Annotated in this window: 15 protein-coding genes; 9 read left to right on the top strand and 6 right to left on the bottom strand. The window is 62.5% G+C overall.

The genetic code is table 11. From position 1 onward, the window contains the following. Positions 1-108 precede the first annotated feature (108 nt). The 3 genes from O5O48_RS16090 to O5O48_RS16100 are packed head-to-tail and all read right to left on the bottom strand — an operon-like array spanning position 109 to position 1596. Positions 109-342 carry a DUF2789 domain-containing protein gene (locus O5O48_RS16090; protein WP_088275423.1) on the bottom strand — a complete coding sequence of 78 codons (234 nt, stop codon included), beginning with the start codon at positions 340-342 and terminating at the stop codon, positions 109-111. A 60-nt stretch (positions 343-402) separates the two neighbouring features. Next, positions 403-654, bottom strand: coding sequence for a hypothetical protein (locus tag O5O48_RS16095; RefSeq protein WP_088275283.1), 252 nt, complete (start codon positions 652-654; stop codon positions 403-405). Between the two features lie 42 nt (positions 655-696). Next, positions 697-1596, bottom strand: a complete 900-nt coding sequence (locus O5O48_RS16100) for a DMT family transporter (protein ID WP_228246247.1) — start codon at positions 1594-1596, stop codon at positions 697-699. Between the two features lie 176 nt (positions 1597-1772). Between O5O48_RS16100 and O5O48_RS16105 the strand changes: the two genes are divergently transcribed. Then, positions 1773-2660 carry a helix-turn-helix domain-containing protein gene (locus tag O5O48_RS16105; RefSeq protein ID WP_228246246.1) on the top strand — a complete coding sequence of 296 codons (888 nt, stop codon included), beginning with the start codon at positions 1773-1775 and terminating at the stop codon, positions 2658-2660. Between the two features lie 12 nt (positions 2661-2672). Here the strand turns inward: O5O48_RS16105 and O5O48_RS16110 are convergent, their stop codons facing one another. The 3 genes from O5O48_RS16110 to O5O48_RS16120 all read right to left on the bottom strand — a co-directional run bounded on the left by O5O48_RS16110 (position 2673) and on the right by O5O48_RS16120 (position 4324). After that, on the bottom strand, positions 2673-3302 hold the full coding sequence (locus tag O5O48_RS16110; protein WP_088275289.1) for a LysE family transporter: 630 nt from the start codon (positions 3300-3302) through the stop codon (positions 2673-2675). 81 nt (positions 3303-3383) lie between these two features. Further along, entirely contained in the window at positions 3384-3695 is a 312-nt protein-coding gene (locus tag O5O48_RS16115; protein ID WP_088275291.1) for a ribbon-helix-helix domain-containing protein, read from the bottom strand. A gap of 47 nt (positions 3696-3742) precedes the next feature. After that, positions 3743-4324 carry a DJ-1/PfpI family protein gene (locus O5O48_RS16120; protein WP_228246244.1) on the bottom strand — a complete coding sequence of 194 codons (582 nt, stop codon included), beginning with the start codon at positions 4322-4324 and terminating at the stop codon, positions 3743-3745. A 368-nt stretch (positions 4325-4692) separates the two neighbouring features. Between O5O48_RS16120 and O5O48_RS16125 the strand changes: the two genes are divergently transcribed. The 8 genes from O5O48_RS16125 to O5O48_RS16160 are packed head-to-tail and all read left to right on the top strand — an operon-like array spanning position 4693 to position 15392. Then, positions 4693-6168: a TssA family type VI secretion system protein gene (locus tag O5O48_RS16125; RefSeq protein ID WP_269687601.1), complete on the top strand. Its 1476-nt coding sequence runs from the start codon at positions 4693-4695 to the stop codon at positions 6166-6168. Next, a complete protein-coding gene (gene tssB / locus O5O48_RS16130) occupies positions 6165-6659 on the top strand; it encodes a type VI secretion system contractile sheath small subunit (protein WP_228246242.1) in 495 nt (164 codons plus the stop codon). The genes O5O48_RS16125 and tssB overlap by 4 nt, the downstream gene beginning before the upstream one ends. Positions 6660-6682: 23 nt before the next feature. After that, positions 6683-8158: a type VI secretion system contractile sheath large subunit gene (gene tssC / locus O5O48_RS16135; protein ID WP_228246241.1), complete on the top strand. Its 1476-nt coding sequence runs from the start codon at positions 6683-6685 to the stop codon at positions 8156-8158. After that, positions 8158-8595 carry a type VI secretion system baseplate subunit TssE gene (tssE, locus tag O5O48_RS16140; RefSeq protein WP_269687602.1) on the top strand — a complete coding sequence of 146 codons (438 nt, stop codon included), beginning with the start codon at positions 8158-8160 and terminating at the stop codon, positions 8593-8595. The genes tssC and tssE overlap by 1 nt, the downstream gene beginning before the upstream one ends. Before the next feature lie 7 nt (positions 8596-8602). Then, positions 8603-10378 (top strand): type VI secretion system baseplate subunit TssF, encoded by a 1776-nt coding sequence (tssF, locus tag O5O48_RS16145; RefSeq protein ID WP_269687603.1) that lies wholly within the window; start codon positions 8603-8605, stop codon positions 10376-10378. Further along, positions 10342-11364, top strand: a complete 1023-nt coding sequence (tssG, locus tag O5O48_RS16150) for a type VI secretion system baseplate subunit TssG (protein WP_269687604.1) — start codon at positions 10342-10344, stop codon at positions 11362-11364. The genes tssF and tssG overlap by 37 nt, the downstream gene beginning before the upstream one ends. After that, the gene (gene tssH, locus O5O48_RS16155; protein ID WP_269687605.1) at positions 11351-13858 is read left to right on the top strand and encodes a type VI secretion system ATPase TssH; all 2508 of its coding nucleotides are present in this window, start codon (positions 11351-11353) and stop codon (positions 13856-13858) included. The genes tssG and tssH overlap by 14 nt, the downstream gene beginning before the upstream one ends. A 1-nt stretch (position 13859) precedes the next feature. Next, positions 13860-15392 carry a sigma-54 interaction domain-containing protein gene (locus tag O5O48_RS16160; RefSeq protein WP_269688719.1) on the top strand — a complete coding sequence of 511 codons (1533 nt, stop codon included), beginning with the start codon at positions 13860-13862 and terminating at the stop codon, positions 15390-15392. Positions 15393-15445: the final 53 nt, after the last annotated feature.

Genomic DNA, 15445 nt, shown 5'->3' on the forward strand with positions numbered 1-15445 from the left:
CAGGGTCAGTCAGCAGACCGACATGATGCCAGAATATGCCGCCTACTGCCCTGCCGTGTCGCTGTCACAGACTGCCTGGTGGTACCGAAACGATCGGCGCTCGCCTGCTCAGTCTTCGTGCAAGCGTGCGTTCAGCTCATCAACCAAAGGTGCCCACTCGGCGTCTTCGCGCATCTGCTGGCTGAGAAAGGCCGACTGTGAGGGTGTCCAGAACGGCGCATCAACCAGGCGGGTATCGTGCGCCAGTGAATGACTGGCAAAAAAGGCATCGATGCTCTCTGCATCCGACGCCAAACCGAGCTGCTCAAACAAGGTGCCGAGGTCTTTCTGGTGCAGTTCCATAATGATTCTCCCTGCTGGGGTTGAACTCAGATCCTGTTTACACAGAGTAGCCCGTTTTGCTCAAGTTCCTTGCCCTGATGCCGGATCGTAACGATCAGCAGCAGCCTGCAGCCAGGCCTCCAGGTCCCTGCGACGCACCTTTTGCCGTTTCGCATCATTCAGACAGGCCAGCATGTAGTCGCGTCGGGCCGGGTCCTCGCCTGCCATCGACAGGGCCAGATCGCGATCGGTCCAGCGGCGAATGCGCACAAACAGCCACCAGTGAAAATACAGACCACTCAGGGTCGCGATCGCAATAATCAGATAATCCATGACTCCCGCCCTTGTATGCTTCTCAGCGCAAGCATGGCACAGTCACTCAGCTGCGGGTACCGCTGCGGCACTGGGTCGCGGCCGGTAGAACATCACCAGATTGCCGAACAGGATCAGCACCAGACCGATCACCGCCATGCCGGACCACTGGTAGCCCTCAAACACGGTTGACAGGCCCAGCGCAATCAGGGGAAACAGCACCGTTGCGTAGGCAGCCGCTCCGGCACCAATACGCCCAACCAGCGCAAAGTAGGCGGCAAAGCCGATAATCGAGCCGACGATCGCCAGATACAGCAGCGAGCCAATGTAGGTCGGACTCCAATCGACTGTGAAAGCGTCACCGCGCAACAGCGCCAGCAGCAGCATCGCCGACGCGCCGTACCCCATCGCATAGGCATTGGTGGAGAGGATATCCAGCCCCCGGCGTTGATGACGCACGCTGATCATGTTGCCGAGTGAAAAGCCATAGGTGCCCAGCAGGCTCAGGCCGATGCCGGTCAACACCAGCGCGCTGAGATGTGCCGAACGCAGGTCGTGCCAAAACAAACAGACAATGCCGACCAGCCCCAGCAGGTTGGCCCAGAGCAAACGCCGCCCCGGGCGCAGACCGAAAAACAGCGCGCTGTTGGCAGCATTGAACAGGGTCGCCAGCGAAAACAGCACCGACTCCAGACCGCTGTTGATATAGGCATTGGCCGAATAGAAACAGTAAAAGTTCAGCCCGAACACGCACACCCCCTGCAGCATGCAGAACAGATGATCACGCCCGCCGATGCGCCGCAGCCTGCCCAGGAGCGACAGCACCACCAGCATCAGCGCAGCCGCCAGCGCAAAGCGATAGAACACCGACACCAACGGCGCAACCGTGCCGGTCTGCATGGAGATGGCGATCCAGGTGGTACCCCAGATCAGGACGGTAGCGGCATACAGCAATACATTCATGATGCAGTCTCTGGTAATGGCGGCCCAGTATCGGCCCTGCGCGCTGCGCCGGCTTGCGCGGTCTTGCTGGCGACTTGCACAATCCTGCGCTTATTTGCCGGCCGGCGCGCTGCCCGCTTGGCGCAGCGCACCGGCCCGCATACCATGGACAGCAGGTCACGGCGCACGGAGCAACCATGTCAGACGAACGCTTTCAGGTATTCGACAGCCTGCAGCGGCACAACACCCGGCTGCGGGACAGCACGCGGCTGGGCAATGGCGTCGGGCTGGCCTCCTGGTACAACGAGCAGGACCTGATCGACCTGGAAAACGCCGATCACCACACCCTCAGCCTGTATATCGCCGATGGCTACCAGTCCTACTTCAAAAGCACCGACGGCTGGCACAACGGCGGCGGACCAGATCGGCTGTGCCTGATGCCCCGGCAGTACGCATCCACCTGGAATATCCGCGGACCGCTGTCGTTCGTTCACCTGTATTTCACCGACGCTCACCTGCGCCAGCTGGCAGAACAGACCTGGGATCGCAGCCCGCTGGAGCTGAGCGTCAACGAGCAGCTGTTTGCAGACGACCCGCAGATCGCCCTGCTCTACCGCCATTTTCTGCTGACCAGCAACTGGCACGACCGCAGCGACAGTCTGACCCTCAGCAGCGCCAGCAATCTGCTGCTCAATCACGTGCTCAAACACTACACCCAGGTCAGCTGGCAGGCCCCCGCCATCAAGGGCGGGCTTGCGCCGGCGCAGGTACGGCATATACGCGACTACATCGACAGCCATCTGGATCAGCCACTGCAACTGGCCGACCTGGCCACCCAGTGCCAGCTCAGCGAATACCACTTCGCGCGGATGTTCAAACAGAGTATTGGCCTGCCTCCGCACCGCTACGTGCAGCAGCAGCGTCTGGCAAAGGCGCAACAGTTGCTGCGTTACAGCAGCGCCAGCCTGCTGCAGGTCGCACTGCGCTGCGGCTTCAGTTCAGCAGCCCACTTCAGCAATCGCTTCCGTCAGCAGACCGGTATCAGCCCGTCGCAGTACCGCAGCCAGTGGCAACAAGGCCACTAGGCACAGGAGGCATCAGGTTGCGCGGCGCACCAATGTCAGCATCCCTGCGGCCGCAGCAAACAACCCGGCAAAGGTGCGATTGAGCAGCCGCTGCTGACGTGGTGAGCGCAACAGGCGCAGCACCCTCGCCGCCAGCCCCGTGTAACCCGCCATGACGATCAGGTCGACGGTAATCATGGTCAGCCCCATGATCAGATACTGACTAAGCAGCGGCCGGGAGACATCCAGAAATTGCGGCAGCACGGCCAGCATGAAGACCACCGCCTTGGGATTGCTGACATTGATCAGCAAGCCCCTGAACACCAGCGCCAACGGTTGCCCCAGCGCACGCGGAGCCTGCGTCTCGTCCACCTGCATGGTCGGCGCTCGCCACTGGCGCCAGGCCAGATACAGCAGATACAACACCCCGAACCACTTGATCAGCGTGAATGCCAGCGCAGATGCAGCCAGCACCGCACCGACGCCCGCCGCCACCACCGCAATCTGCACCACCAGCCCCAACTGCAAACCGAGCGCAGTCCAGTAACCACGGGCAAAACCGTAATTCAGACCGCTGGACATTGAGGCAATGGCACCGGCGCCCGGTGACAGGCTGATGATCCAGCAGGCAACAAAGAACGCCAGCCAGGTTTCGATCGACATCGAACGGCTCCAGAGAAATTCAGGTAAGCGGCAATGCTAGCAAAACCACCGGAGGCCGGCGCGATACAGCTGGCAGCAAAATCAGCCCTGAGCTGTACTGCGGCCCACCACCGCCAGAGGAACCACCCGCGCCTCGCGCTGAGCCAGATAACGGGTGCAGCTCACCCGCAGGAAAGACGCAAAATTCACCACCTCACCGCGCAGCTCCATCACCTCGTCATACAGCTTGGTGATCAGCTGATTGGTGGTCATGTCGTCCACCTCGGCGATCTCCTGCAGAATGTCCCAGAACTGGTTCTCCAGTCGCAAGGTGGTAACCACACCGCGAATACGCAGCGAACGCGAGCGCGACTCATACAGAATCGGGTCCGCCTTTACGTAGAGTTCACACATGCAGCTCTCCTCTGCAGGGGCTGACCGCAGCCAGCCCCCGGCAGCAATCAGAGTTCGATTCGGGCGCCCAGCAACTTCACGAACGCGGCCAGCCAGCGCGGATGCGACGGCCAGGCCGGCGCAGTCACCAGATTGCCCTGAACATGGGCCTGATCGGCAGCGATATCGATATAGGTACCGCCCGCCAGACGCACGTCCGGCCCGCATGCAGGATACGCACTGCACTCACGCCCTTCCAGCACACCGGCCGCTGCCAGCAGCTGTGCACCATGGCAGACCGCAGCGATCGGCTTGTTGGCCGCATTGAACGCCCGCACCAGCGCAATCACATCGGCGTTCAGCCGCAGATACTCCGGCGCCCGACCGCCCGGAATCACCAGCCCCACATAGTCATCGGCCTTAACAGCGGCAAAATCATGGGTCAGGGCAAACAGGTGACCCGGCTTCTCGGTGTAGGTCTGATCACCCTCAAAGTCGTGAATCGCAGTCTTGACCGTCTGACCAGCGGTCTTGTCCGGGCACACCGCATGCACCTCATAGCCCAGCATGCTCAGCGCCTGAAACGGCACCATGGTTTCGTAGTCTTCGGTAAAGTCGCCGGCCAGCAGCAGAATCTTCTTGGTGGACATCACTGTTCCTCCTTGCGGGTGTTTGAGCGCCCATCATGCGCCCTTGTTCGCGCCGACGGGTAACAGCGGGGTACTACATCACCTTGAGCGAGCGGATGCAGTCTGGTTCACAGATTCCGCCCCACCAACAACACCGGCACACATCCTGAATAGAACCTCAATAAATACTCACAACCTATTGATTTTATTTAATTTAATAACCAGCGAAGCGGGTAGAAAACTGATAAATCTCCAGTCGTAACGCGAACCCGATCACAGGGTGGCCGTTTGGCAGCCCCGCACCAGCTCACTAGCATGCGCCAACCCGGTTCGATTCGACTAGGCTGGGCGGACAGGAGGTCCGTCGGCACCCAGGAAAGGAAACCAGCATGGCATCAGTCGCTGTCACACCCGGCAACCGCCCCGCCGCAGACCTGCCCGATCTGCGCGACTGCGACGCCTATGTGCGACTGGAGCAGGTATTCTCGCTGCTCGACTCTCCACACCAACAGCCCCAGCCTGATTGGCAGCAGCTGGCCGATACTGCCAGCGATCTGCTTGCGCGGGGCATGGACCTGCGCGTTGCCGGCTGGCGAACGTTTGCGCTGATTCGGCTGCAGCAACTCGAGCAGGCAGTTGGCAGCCTGCAGCAGATTGCCAGCGCTCTCAGCAGCGCCTGGGAAAGCAGCCTGCCGGCGAGGGAGCGCGCCAGACTGGCAGCGCTGCAGTGGCTCCAAAGGTCGCTGGTGCGCCAAGCGAGCGCCTTGTGCTGCGCCAAGCACGAGCTTCCCGTGCTGCAAAGTGCGATGCACGCCATTGGTTCAGCCCTGCATGCCCACTCCGTGCCGCTCAGCAAGGACTGGCATCAGTTGGCAGGCAGCCTTGCACCAGCAGCGAGCGAGCGCACGGAGAGCGCAGCGCCGGAACCGGCCTCATCCGCTCCCAGCCGGGAGCCGGCCCCAGAGCGCGACTCAATCGGCAACGAACGCGCGGCGCAACAACAGCTACGTCGCCTGCAGGAAGCGGCGACGCCCCTGCTGCAGTGGTGGCTCAGCCAGCCAGATCAGCGCGTCAGTGCACTGCAGATGAGCCGCTGCCTCACCTGGGGCGGCATTGGGCAACTCCCCCGGCACGACGAACAGAAGCATACCAGCCTGCGTCCACCCCCGGCCGAACGGATCAAGCACTATGACACGCTGTGGCAGCAGCAAGAGTACGCCCGGCTGTTGCACAACCTCGAAAACAGCTTGCGCAAAGCGCCGTTCTGGCTCGACGGGCACTATCTGGCCGCTCGCTGTTGCCACGCCATGGACGATGCCAACGCGGCGTCAGTCATACAGGCCCATACCCGGTCGCTTGTGCAGCGCCTCCCCGGGCTGGAATGCCTGTGCTTCGACGATGGCAGCCCTTTTGCCAGCCGGGCCACCCAAGCCTGGCTTCAGCCCCCCGCGGATGCACAGCAGCAGAGCCAGCCAGATAACGCTACGGAGGGCGACACCGCCGCACCGCTGCGCTCCTCTGTCCCGGCTGATACGGCCATGCCGGCAGGCCAGACCGACGAGCGCCAGCGCGCGCTGTCACGGCTGCAATGGGCCCGCCGGCTGCTGGCCAACGCCCGACACCGGGAGGCAGAGGCCATGCTGGAGCCGCAACTGGCGCAGCTGCAGCAAAGCATGCCGCTTGCCATCTGGGACAAGCAGCTACTCGGCGAGACCCTCCAGCTGTTGCACCAGAGCCTTGTCCCACGGCGCGACAGCACCAGTCAAGAACGCTGCCAGGCGTTGCAGCAACAGCTGCACTGGCTGAGTTTCCAAGATCCCCTTGAGCAGGCCACCCGGCCTGAACCGCATGGAGAAGCCCTATGACAAAAGACACCACGGTCGCCCCGCGCGAGCGCATCAACGTGACCTTCACCCCAAACACCGGTGACCAGCAACAGGAGATTGAACTGCCCCTGAAGCTGATGGTGCTGGGTGACTTCACCCAGCGCCGGGACGAACGCAGCATTGAGCAGCGCAAGCCCATCGCAATCGACAAAAACAGCTTCGAGGATGTGCTGGCCAAACAGGATCTGCGCCTGACCTTCAATGTTCCCAATCGATTGCAGGAGGAGGACGCCGACAGCGAGTTGCCGGTCGAACTCGACATCCGCTCGATGTCCGACTTCAACCCGGCCAGCGTGGTCGAACAGGTCCCGGAACTGCGTCAACTGATGGAGCTGCGCGAAGCCCTGGTCGCCCTCAAGGGGCCGCTGGGCAACACACCGGCCTTCCGCCAGGCAATTGAAGCGCTGCTGCGCGACGACCATTCACGTGAACAGATCCTGACCGAACTCGGCCTCCCTCCGACCCCGTGACGCACCCTACAGGAGCCCTCTCCATGCAAAGCCAATCCACCGCTCGGGCAAACAAGCCGGTGACCAACGGCAGTCTGCTCGACCGCGTTATCGCCGAAACCCAGCTGCCCCGGGAGGACGAGTCCTATGCGATCGCCCGCCGGGGCGTGGGCGCCTTCATCAGCGAACTGCTGAAACCACACAACCGCCAGGAGCCAGTCAAGAAGGCACTGGTCGATCGGATGATCGCAGAAATCGACAGCAAGCTGAGCCGTCAGGTTGACGCCATCCTGCACCATCCCGACTTTCAGCAGTTGGAGTCGGCCTGGCGCGGCCTGAAGCTGCTGGTTGCACGCACCGACTTTCGGGAGAACATCCGCATCGAGCTGATCAATGCCTCCAGAGATGATCTGCTGGATGACTTTGAAGACAGCCCGGAACTTGTGCAGTCCGGTCTTTACAAACACGTATACACGGCCGAGTACGGGCAGTTTGGTGGGCAGCCGGTCGGCGCCATGATCGCCAACTACCAGTTTGGTCCGGGTACGCGGGATATTCGCCTGCTGCAACAGGTGGCCGGCGTGGCCGCCATGGCACACGCCCCGTTCATCGCAGCAGCCGGCCCCGCCTTCTTCGGACTCGAGAGCTTCCACGGCCTGCCCGACCTGAAAGACATGCAGGACCATTTCGAGGGCCCGCTTTTCAGCAAGTGGCAGGGGTTCAGGGAGAGCGAGGATGCACGCTATGTCGGTCTGACGCTGCCCCGTTTCCTGCTGCGCACACCCTACGACCCTGAAGACAATCCGGTCCGCAGCTTTGCCTACCGCGAAACGGTCAGCGACAGCCATGAGGACTACCTGTGGGGCAATGCTGCATTCGCCTTCGCCAGCCGCCTGACCGACAGTTTCGCTCGCTATCGCTGGTGCCCCAACATCATCGGTCCGCAGAGCGGTGGCGCCGTTGACGATTTGCCATTGCATCATTTCTCCAGCATGGGCGAGATTGAAACCAAGATCCCCACCGAAGTGCTGGTCTCGGACCGTCGAGAATACGAGCTGGCAGAAGCAGGTTTTATTGCCCTGACCATGCGCAAGGGCAGCGACAATGCGGCGTTCTTCTCCGCAAACTCGGCACAGAAACCCCGCTACTTCGGCAACAGCGCCGAGGGCAAGGCAGCCGAACTCAACTTCAGGCTGGGTACGCAACTGCCTTACCTGTTCATCATCAACCGCCTGGCCCACTATCTGAAAGTGCTGCAACGCGAGCAGATCGGCGCCTGGAAAGAGCGCACCGACCTGGAGTTGGAACTGAACCGCTGGATTCGCCAGTACGTTGCTGACCAGGACAACCCGAGCGCAGAGGTGCGCGGGCGCCGACCACTGCGGGCAGCCTCCATCGGCGTCGAGGATGTTGCCGGCCAGCCGGGCTGGTATCGGGTCAGTCTCAGCGTTCGCCCTCACTTCAAGTACATGGGCGCCGACTTCACGCTGTCGCTGGTCGGCAAGCTGGATCGCGAATGATGACCAGACCCGGATACGGCTCCTTACTGGAGCGCCTCAGCGGCAGCGACCGGTCCCGCTCCGGTCTGCCAGGCGCCGAGGCCGCCAGTGCCTCGGTGATGGCCCAGCTGGCGCGCATGCTCAGCACCCGCGCCGGCAGCGTACAGATGCTGCCCGACTACGGCCTACCCGAACTGAACGATATGCGACTGACGCTGCATGACACCCGGCAGCAGGCACGCGCAACGATAGAGCGCTTCATCAGCCGTTACGAGCCGCGTCTGCGCGAGGTGCGGGTCAGCTGTCAGCATGATGCTAGTGACCCGCTGCGCCTGGCCTTCATCATCAACGCCCGGCTCAACTTGCCGGAGCTGCAGCAGCCAGTCACCTTCAGTGTGCAACTCGACGGCCAGGGCAAGGCTGCAGTGACCCTGCAGCGAGACGACTCCGACATCTGAATCCACCATGACCTTCAATCACTACTTTCAGAGCGAGCTGAGCGCACTGCGTGAGCAGGGACGGCGGTTTGCCGAACATCACCCCGCGCTGGCGCCCTACCTCGCCGGCACCAGCACCGACCCGGATGTAGAGCGGCTGCTTGAGGGCGTTGCCTTTCTTACCGGGCGCCTGAGGCAAAAACTCGATGACGAGCTGCCCGAACTGACCCACTCGCTCATGCATCTGCTTTGGCCCAACTGCATGCGCCCCATGCCGGCACTGGCCATGCTGCAATTCGAACCGTTGCAACGACCGCTCAAGGCACTACCCATTGCACGCGGCACCGGGGTGGAGTCGCGCCCTGCCGACGGTATTCGGTGCCGCTTTCGCACAACCAGTGCGGTGACCTTGCTGCCCGTCGAACTGGCAGGCTGCCGTTACCAGAGCCATGCTACCGGCGCACGCTTGACCCTGACACTGCAGATGACCTGCGAAGGCAGCCTGACAGACCTCGATCTGCGCCGACTGCGCTTGCACCTGAGCGGCAATGCCTATTCAAGCCGTCAGCTGTACCTGCACCTGTGCCGCCATCTGGACGCCATTACCCTGCAGCCGCTCGATGCAGCAGGGCAACCGCTGACTCAACAACCATCACTCACCCTGCCCGCCGACCACCTGCAGCCCTGCGGTTTTGCGACTGAGGAAACCCTGCTGCCGGATACCGATCAGGGGTTCAGCGGCTATCGGCACCTGCAGGACTACTTTGCCTTCGCCGAGAAGTTTCTGTTTGTCGAGCTGAGCGGCCTTGAGCGCGAGGTCACGCCGGACAAACCTCTAATGCAGCAGGCACGCGGGCTGCGCATCGAATTCGACCTGCACCATCCGGACTGCCGCCAACTGACGCCAGACACCGATATGGTGAAGCTTTACTGCACACCTGTCGTCAACCTGTTCAGCCACGACGCCAGCCCGGTCAGACTCGATGGCCGACAGGATCGTTACCTGCTGCGCCCTGCGGGCCTTGCACCAGCCCAGTGCGGCGTCTTTTCGGTCGATCGGGTAACCGGCTGGAAGCCGGGCGGCATGGGTTACCGGACCTACGTTCCGTTCGAATCCTTCGAGCACGACCACACACTCGCAGGCCCCGATGCATCGCCGCACTACAGCTTGCGACAACTGCCGGCTCTGGATGGCGAACATCTGGAAACCCACCTTTGCTTCGGCCTCCAGCAGCAGGATCAGCAGGAAACCCTGTCCATTGAGCTGACCTGCACCAATCAGCAGTGGCCTGGCAAGCTGGCCCAGGGCGATATCTGCCATCCCTGCGAGGGCACGCCCGAGTTTGTGCAGTTTCGCAATATCGGGCGCATTACCCCAAGCTATGCACCGGCGCTGCACCGCCAGGGGTTGTGGCAGTTGATCAGCAGCATGGCGCTCAACTACCAGACGCTGGAGAACATCAGTGCCCTGCGCGAAGCACTCAGCTGTCACGACCTGCCAAGGCACTGCGACCAGAACGCAGCCAGGGTCAGCGAGCGCCGTCTGAACGCGCTGCGCTCGGTGCGGCACCGTCAGACCGACCGTCTGTTTCGAGGGCTGCCGATACGCGGCGTGCAGTCGGAACTGGAGATTGACGCAGAGGGCTGTAACGGCTCCGGGGAACTCTTTCTGTTTGGCTCGGTGCTGAACGAATTTTTCGCGCAGCATGCCGGCATCAACACGTTTCACGCCCTCTCCATCATCAGCTTGCAGGGAGAACGCTACCAATGGGTACCGCGTCTGGGTCACCAGCCCCTGTTCTGATTCGCCTGCAACGGGACATCCAGCATTACAGCCTGTATCAGGCACTGCTATGCCTGCTGGATCAACTGCAGCAGAGCTATCCCGGCGAGACGCCGGAAGCGCACTACCGACGTATCCGTTTTTGTGCCAACCCGGGATTGGGGTTCGCTGCAAGGGACATCGAACAACTGCAGATTGAACACGACGAGCACGGCCTGCATTTCGTCCTGCAGCTGAACCTGATCGCCCTCAGCGGTGCCAGTTCACCCCTGCCTGCCCACCAGGTTGAGCTGGCGCTGGGTGATGATCCGGGCTGCGGCAACGTCAGGGCCCTGTTCGACCTGTGCAATAACCGTCTGCAACGGCTGCTGTTGCCGATCTGGCAGAAGTATCGCTACTACAGCCGCTTTCGCAGCGGCGCCAGCGACCGGTTGTCCGGCAGCCTGCTGGCTCTGGCCGGCTTGCACAATGCGCCCGATAGCGGCCCCCTGCAGGCCCACCGTCTGCTGCCCTGTCTGGGGCTGATCAGCGGCAAGGCTCAGTCGGCCGACAGTATCGCGGCGGTGCTGCGTCAGTACTTCCGCTCTCCCTCAATCACACTGGAACAATGCCTGCCCAGACAGGTTTCCATCCCGGACGAGCAACGCTCGGCGCTCGGCCGCAACAACAGTACTCTCGGTAATGAGCTGATCCTGGGCAGCCATATCATGTCCATCGCCGGTGCATTTCGAGTGCATCTGACGCAGCTCGACTGGAACGACTTCCACCGATTCCTGCCACCCGGACAGGATCACCAGACACTGCATAACCTGCTCGCCTTTCTGCTGCGCACGCCGCTGCAGTACGACCTGCGACTGCAGCTGCAGGCCAGCGAGGTGCGGGCCCTGCAGCTGGGCAGCCGCAACACCTGCCGACTCGGCTGGACAACCTGGCTGGGCAGCCCGGCCGGCGATCCCGCCATTCTTCTCTGTTCCACGACCAAGGACGGTCTGCATGATTGCAATTGATATTCACCAACTTGTCAGCCTGCTCGATAGCGAGGTACACAGCGCCCTTGAGCGCGCCGCCGAACAGTGTCTGCAACGCGGCAGCGCCAACGTGGAGCCGGAAGACCTGATCCGGGCCCTGCTGCAACAGCGCGGCAGCCTGCTGCATCAGGTGCTTGCTGTCAGCGAGATTGACGCCGATGCACTGCTTGCCAGCTGCCATCCACCAACCCAATACCAGCAGAGCGGCCGCAATCCGAGCTTGTCCAGCATGCTGGTCAACTGGCTGCAACAGGCACTACTGGTCGCCACCACCGAGCTGCAGCAGCAACGAATAAACCTGCACGCACTGCTGCTTGGCTGGCTGCGCAACCCTTTGCTGCACCCTGATCCCCTGGCGCCGCTCAACATTGATCAACTGCAGCAGTTGGCCAACGCGCAAGACACCAGCCCTCAGGCCGACACATCACTGCTCAAGTCCTACACCCACGACCTGACAGAACAGGCGGAGGAAGGCGCTCTGGACCCGGTCCTTGGGCGCGAGCGCGAGATCAGGCAACTGGTCGACATTCTCTGCCGACGTCGCAAAAGCAACCCGATCATCATCGGCGATGCCGGGGTTGGCAAAAGCGCACTGGTCGAGGGGCTGGCACAGCGGCTGGTCGCCGGCGGTGTCCCGGATGCGCTGCGCGGCTGGCGACTGCTCAGTCTTGATCTGGGTCTTCTGCAGGCAGGGGCCGGTATGCGCGGTGAGCTCGAACGACGCCTGCAAGGCATACTGGCAGCCGCTGCCGACCCTGATAACCGGGTCATTCTGTTCATCGATGAAGCCCATACGCTGATCGGCCATGGCGGTGATGCCGGTACTGCCGATACCGCCAACCTGCTAAAACCCGCCCTGGCGCGCGGCACGCTCAAGGCCATCGCCGCCACCACCTGGAGCGAGTATCGGCGTCATATCGAAAAGGACCCGGCTCTTGCACGCCGCTTCCAGCCCTTGCAACTGCGCGAGCCCAGCCCATCCGACGCGATAAGCCTGCTGCGCGGACTGGCGCCTCGCTATGCCGAAAGCCACGGACTGCATGTAAGAGACGAGGCGGTTGTGGCGGCGGTCGAGCTGGCAGTCCGCTATCTGGCCGACCGCCAACTGCCTGACAAAGCCCTGGATCTGCTCGATACCGCATGCGCGAGAACGCGGGTAAACCTTGCAGCCGTGCCCGCCGCGCTGGACCACCTGAAGGCACAACAGGCTGACCAGGCACGCCAGCGCGAATCGATCGAGCGCGACCGACAACTCGGACTGCCAACCGACCCTTCCCTGCTTGAACATCTGAACCAGCAACATCAGGCCGGCACCGATACCCTGCAAAATCTGCAGCAGCAGTGGACCGCACAGCGGGAGCTGGCGCTGCAACTGGTCGGCTTGCGTCATCAGCGCGAGGCGCCGCATGCCGAACTGCGCCAGGCGCTGCAAGACCTGCAACAGACGCCGCAACCGCAACTGGTCTGCGCCGAGGTCGATCGCAATGCGATTGTCGAAGTAGTACATGAGTGGACAGGCATCCCGACCGCACAACTGAGCGGGCACTACCACGAACGCATCACCCGTTTCGGGGAACGCCTGCATGAGCGGCTGCATGGTCAGCCCGAGGCGGTAGAGCAACTGAATCGCAGCCTGCGTGCCAGCGCACTGGGCCTGTCCCGCCCGGACCGTCCTGCCGGCGTATTTCTGCTCACCGGTCCGAGCGGCGTAGGCAAGACGGCAACCGCGGAGGCCATTGCCGACCTGTTGTATGGCGGAGACGCGTTTCTTACTGTGATCAACATGGGTGAGTATCAGGAGCGCCATAGCCTGGCCCGGCTGATCGGCGCTCCGCCCGGCTACGTGGGCTACGGTGAAGGCGGCCAGTTGACCGAAGCGGTACGTCGCCGCCCTTACTCGGTGATCCTGCTGGACGAGGTCGAGAAGGCCGATCCGCAGTTGCTCAATCTGTTCTATCAGATCTTCGACAAGGGCCTGGCGAACGACGGTGAGGGTCGTGAAATCGACTTTCGCAACACGCTGATTCTGCTTACCTCCAATCTTGGCAGTGAGCACATTGAACGACTCTGTCGCGACGCTGAACGCCCTACCCCTGAGCAACTGGTCGAAGCCATCCACCCCCATCTGAACGCGCATTTCAAACCGGCGCTACTCGCCCGCATGCGTGTTTTGCCCTACTACCCGCTTGCAGCGCAAAGCCTGCAATCCATCGCCAGTCAGCGCCTTCGCGCGCTGCAGCAGCGTATGCAGGCGCGTGCGATTGGGTGCCGGTTCGATCCCCGGCTGCCTTCACTGATTGCCGAGGCGTGCAGCAATACGGGTGGCGCTCGTCATATTGAGCGCTGGCTTGAAGAGCGTCTGATAAGCCCCATCGCAGATAGGCTGCTGCAGAGCGACGAGCCGAACCACTGTGCACTGAACCTGTACGCCCGGGTTGACAACGAAGGAGAGGTGACCTGTGAGCTCGCGTGAAATGCTGCCGTTCAATGCGGCAGCTGCCGTACCCGATGTGACAAGCGTACTGACCGGACTGAGCGCGCTCGCGCAGTGCCAGAGCGCCGCCGAGCTGCAGCAAAAGCTGGTCGGATGGCTCGCAGAGCTGGGCAACTGCGCGCTGGTTCAGCTGTATCTGCTCGACGCCAGCCATAGCCGGCTGCCGCTGTGTTGCCAGTGGCTGGACGGCCAGCTCGGTGGCGAGCACGGCGAGGATGGCCTGACGGCACCGTTGCTTGCCTACAGCCTGAGCCAGAACACCCCGCTGCAACTGGACGAACTGGATCGCAGCCTGCATGCAACCCCCTTCCTGCCGGCGAGTTCGGCTGCCTGGCGCAGCCTGCTGTGTCAGCCCATTCTGGATCGCAGACAGCAAGTGGGCGGGCTGCTGGTGCTGGCCAGCCGGGCACGGGGTCTCGGCAGAGCACTAACCCTGCCGCTGGACATGGTCGGCAATATTGCGTTGGCGCAACTGCACGCAATGCAACAGGCCGAGCTGGCGCTGCAGGCACCCGATCTGCCACTGCCCGAGCCGGCAACAGCCAGCAAGCTCGGCAGTTTCGGGCTGATCGGTGAGAGCCCCGCCATGCAGCAGGTCTACCGACTGATCAGCAAGGTACTGCACAACCCCGTCACGGTGCTGCTCGGCGGCGAGACCGGTACCGGCAAGGAGCTGGTCGCCCGCGCCATCCACGATTACGGCTCACGCCGCAGCCAGCCCTTTATTGCTCAAAACTGCAGCGCGCTGCCCGAGCAGCTGCTGGAAAGCGAACTGTTCGGCTACCGCAAGGGGGCCTTCACCGGCGCCAACCAGGACCGGGAAGGGCTGTTCGACGCGGCCAATGGCGGGACCTTGTTTCTGGACGAAATCGGCGACATGCCGCTGGCCCTGCAAGCCAAGCTGCTGCGGGTGCTGCAGGAGGGCGAAGTGCGACCGCTTGGCAGCAACCAGAGCCATCGTGTCGACGTCCGTATCGTCGCCGCCACCCACCAGGATCTGTTCAGTCAGGTCGAGCAGGGAGGGTTTCGTGAGGACCTTTACTACCGCTTGAGCCATTTCCCGATTAGCCTGCCGCCGCTGCGCGAGCGCGGCAGCGATATCCGACAGCTTGCCTTGCAGTTTACCCAAGAGACCTGTGCCTTCCTGCAGCGCTCGCACTGCCGCTGGTCAGACACCGCGCTGGCCTACCTCGCGACTCAGCGTTTCCCTGGCAATGTGCGGGAACTCAAGGGATTGATCGCCCGGGCTCTTTTGCTGTGCGACGGCAACCTGCTGCTGCCGGAGCACCTGGACCTGCCCAACACGCCACCCCAGGCTCACCGACTGACGCTGCGCGAACAACTGGAGGCGGTAGAGCGCAACCTGCTCAACGAAGCCCTGCATCAGCACAACGGCAATCAGACCCTGACCGCCCGGATGCTCGGTTTGCCCAGACGGACCCTGCTCTACCGCATGCAGCGGCTCGGCGTAGCGCTGCGGCCACGATCACAGGCTCAATGCCTACCAAAATAGTATTGCACCGTGGGTGTATTCAACGTCTCATGACCTCTGAACCTCGCCATGGA

The organism is Halopseudomonas sp. MFKK-1 (assembly GCF_027474385.1).
Lineage (GTDB): Bacteria > Pseudomonadota > Gammaproteobacteria > Pseudomonadales > Pseudomonadaceae > Halopseudomonas > Halopseudomonas aestusnigri.

Excerpts from the sequence above, each read along its gene's own strand:
- tssG (WP_269687604.1), top strand. The coding sequence starts at position 10,342 with ATGGGTACCGCGTCTGGGTCACCAGCCCCTGTTCTGATTCGCCTGCAA.
- O5O48_RS16120 (WP_228246244.1), bottom strand. The coding sequence starts at position 4,324 with ATGTCCACCAAGAAGATTCTGCTGCTGGCCGGCGACTTTACCGAAGAC.
- O5O48_RS16095 (WP_088275283.1), bottom strand. The coding sequence starts at position 654 with ATGGATTATCTGATTATTGCGATCGCGACCCTGAGTGGTCTGTATTTT.
- tssH (WP_269687605.1), top strand. The coding sequence starts at position 11,351 with ATGATTGCAATTGATATTCACCAACTTGTCAGCCTGCTCGATAGCGAG.
- tssC (WP_228246241.1), top strand. The coding sequence starts at position 6,683 with ATGCAAAGCCAATCCACCGCTCGGGCAAACAAGCCGGTGACCAACGGC.
- O5O48_RS16125 (WP_269687601.1), top strand. The coding sequence starts at position 4,693 with ATGGCATCAGTCGCTGTCACACCCGGCAACCGCCCCGCCGCAGACCTG.
- O5O48_RS16105 (WP_228246246.1), top strand. The coding sequence starts at position 1,773 with ATGTCAGACGAACGCTTTCAGGTATTCGACAGCCTGCAGCGGCACAAC.
- O5O48_RS16115 (WP_088275291.1), bottom strand. The coding sequence starts at position 3,695 with ATGTGTGAACTCTACGTAAAGGCGGACCCGATTCTGTATGAGTCGCGC.
- O5O48_RS16090 (WP_088275423.1), bottom strand. The coding sequence starts at position 342 with ATGGAACTGCACCAGAAAGACCTCGGCACCTTGTTTGAGCAGCTCGGT.
- tssE (WP_269687602.1), top strand. The coding sequence starts at position 8,158 with ATGACCAGACCCGGATACGGCTCCTTACTGGAGCGCCTCAGCGGCAGC.
- tssB (WP_228246242.1), top strand. The coding sequence starts at position 6,165 with ATGACAAAAGACACCACGGTCGCCCCGCGCGAGCGCATCAACGTGACC.
- O5O48_RS16100 (WP_228246247.1), bottom strand. The coding sequence starts at position 1,596 with ATGAATGTATTGCTGTATGCCGCTACCGTCCTGATCTGGGGTACCACC.
- O5O48_RS16160 (WP_269688719.1), top strand. The coding sequence starts at position 13,860 with ATGCTGCCGTTCAATGCGGCAGCTGCCGTACCCGATGTGACAAGCGTA.
- O5O48_RS16110 (WP_088275289.1), bottom strand. The coding sequence starts at position 3,302 with ATGTCGATCGAAACCTGGCTGGCGTTCTTTGTTGCCTGCTGGATCATC.
- tssF (WP_269687603.1), top strand. The coding sequence starts at position 8,603 with ATGACCTTCAATCACTACTTTCAGAGCGAGCTGAGCGCACTGCGTGAG.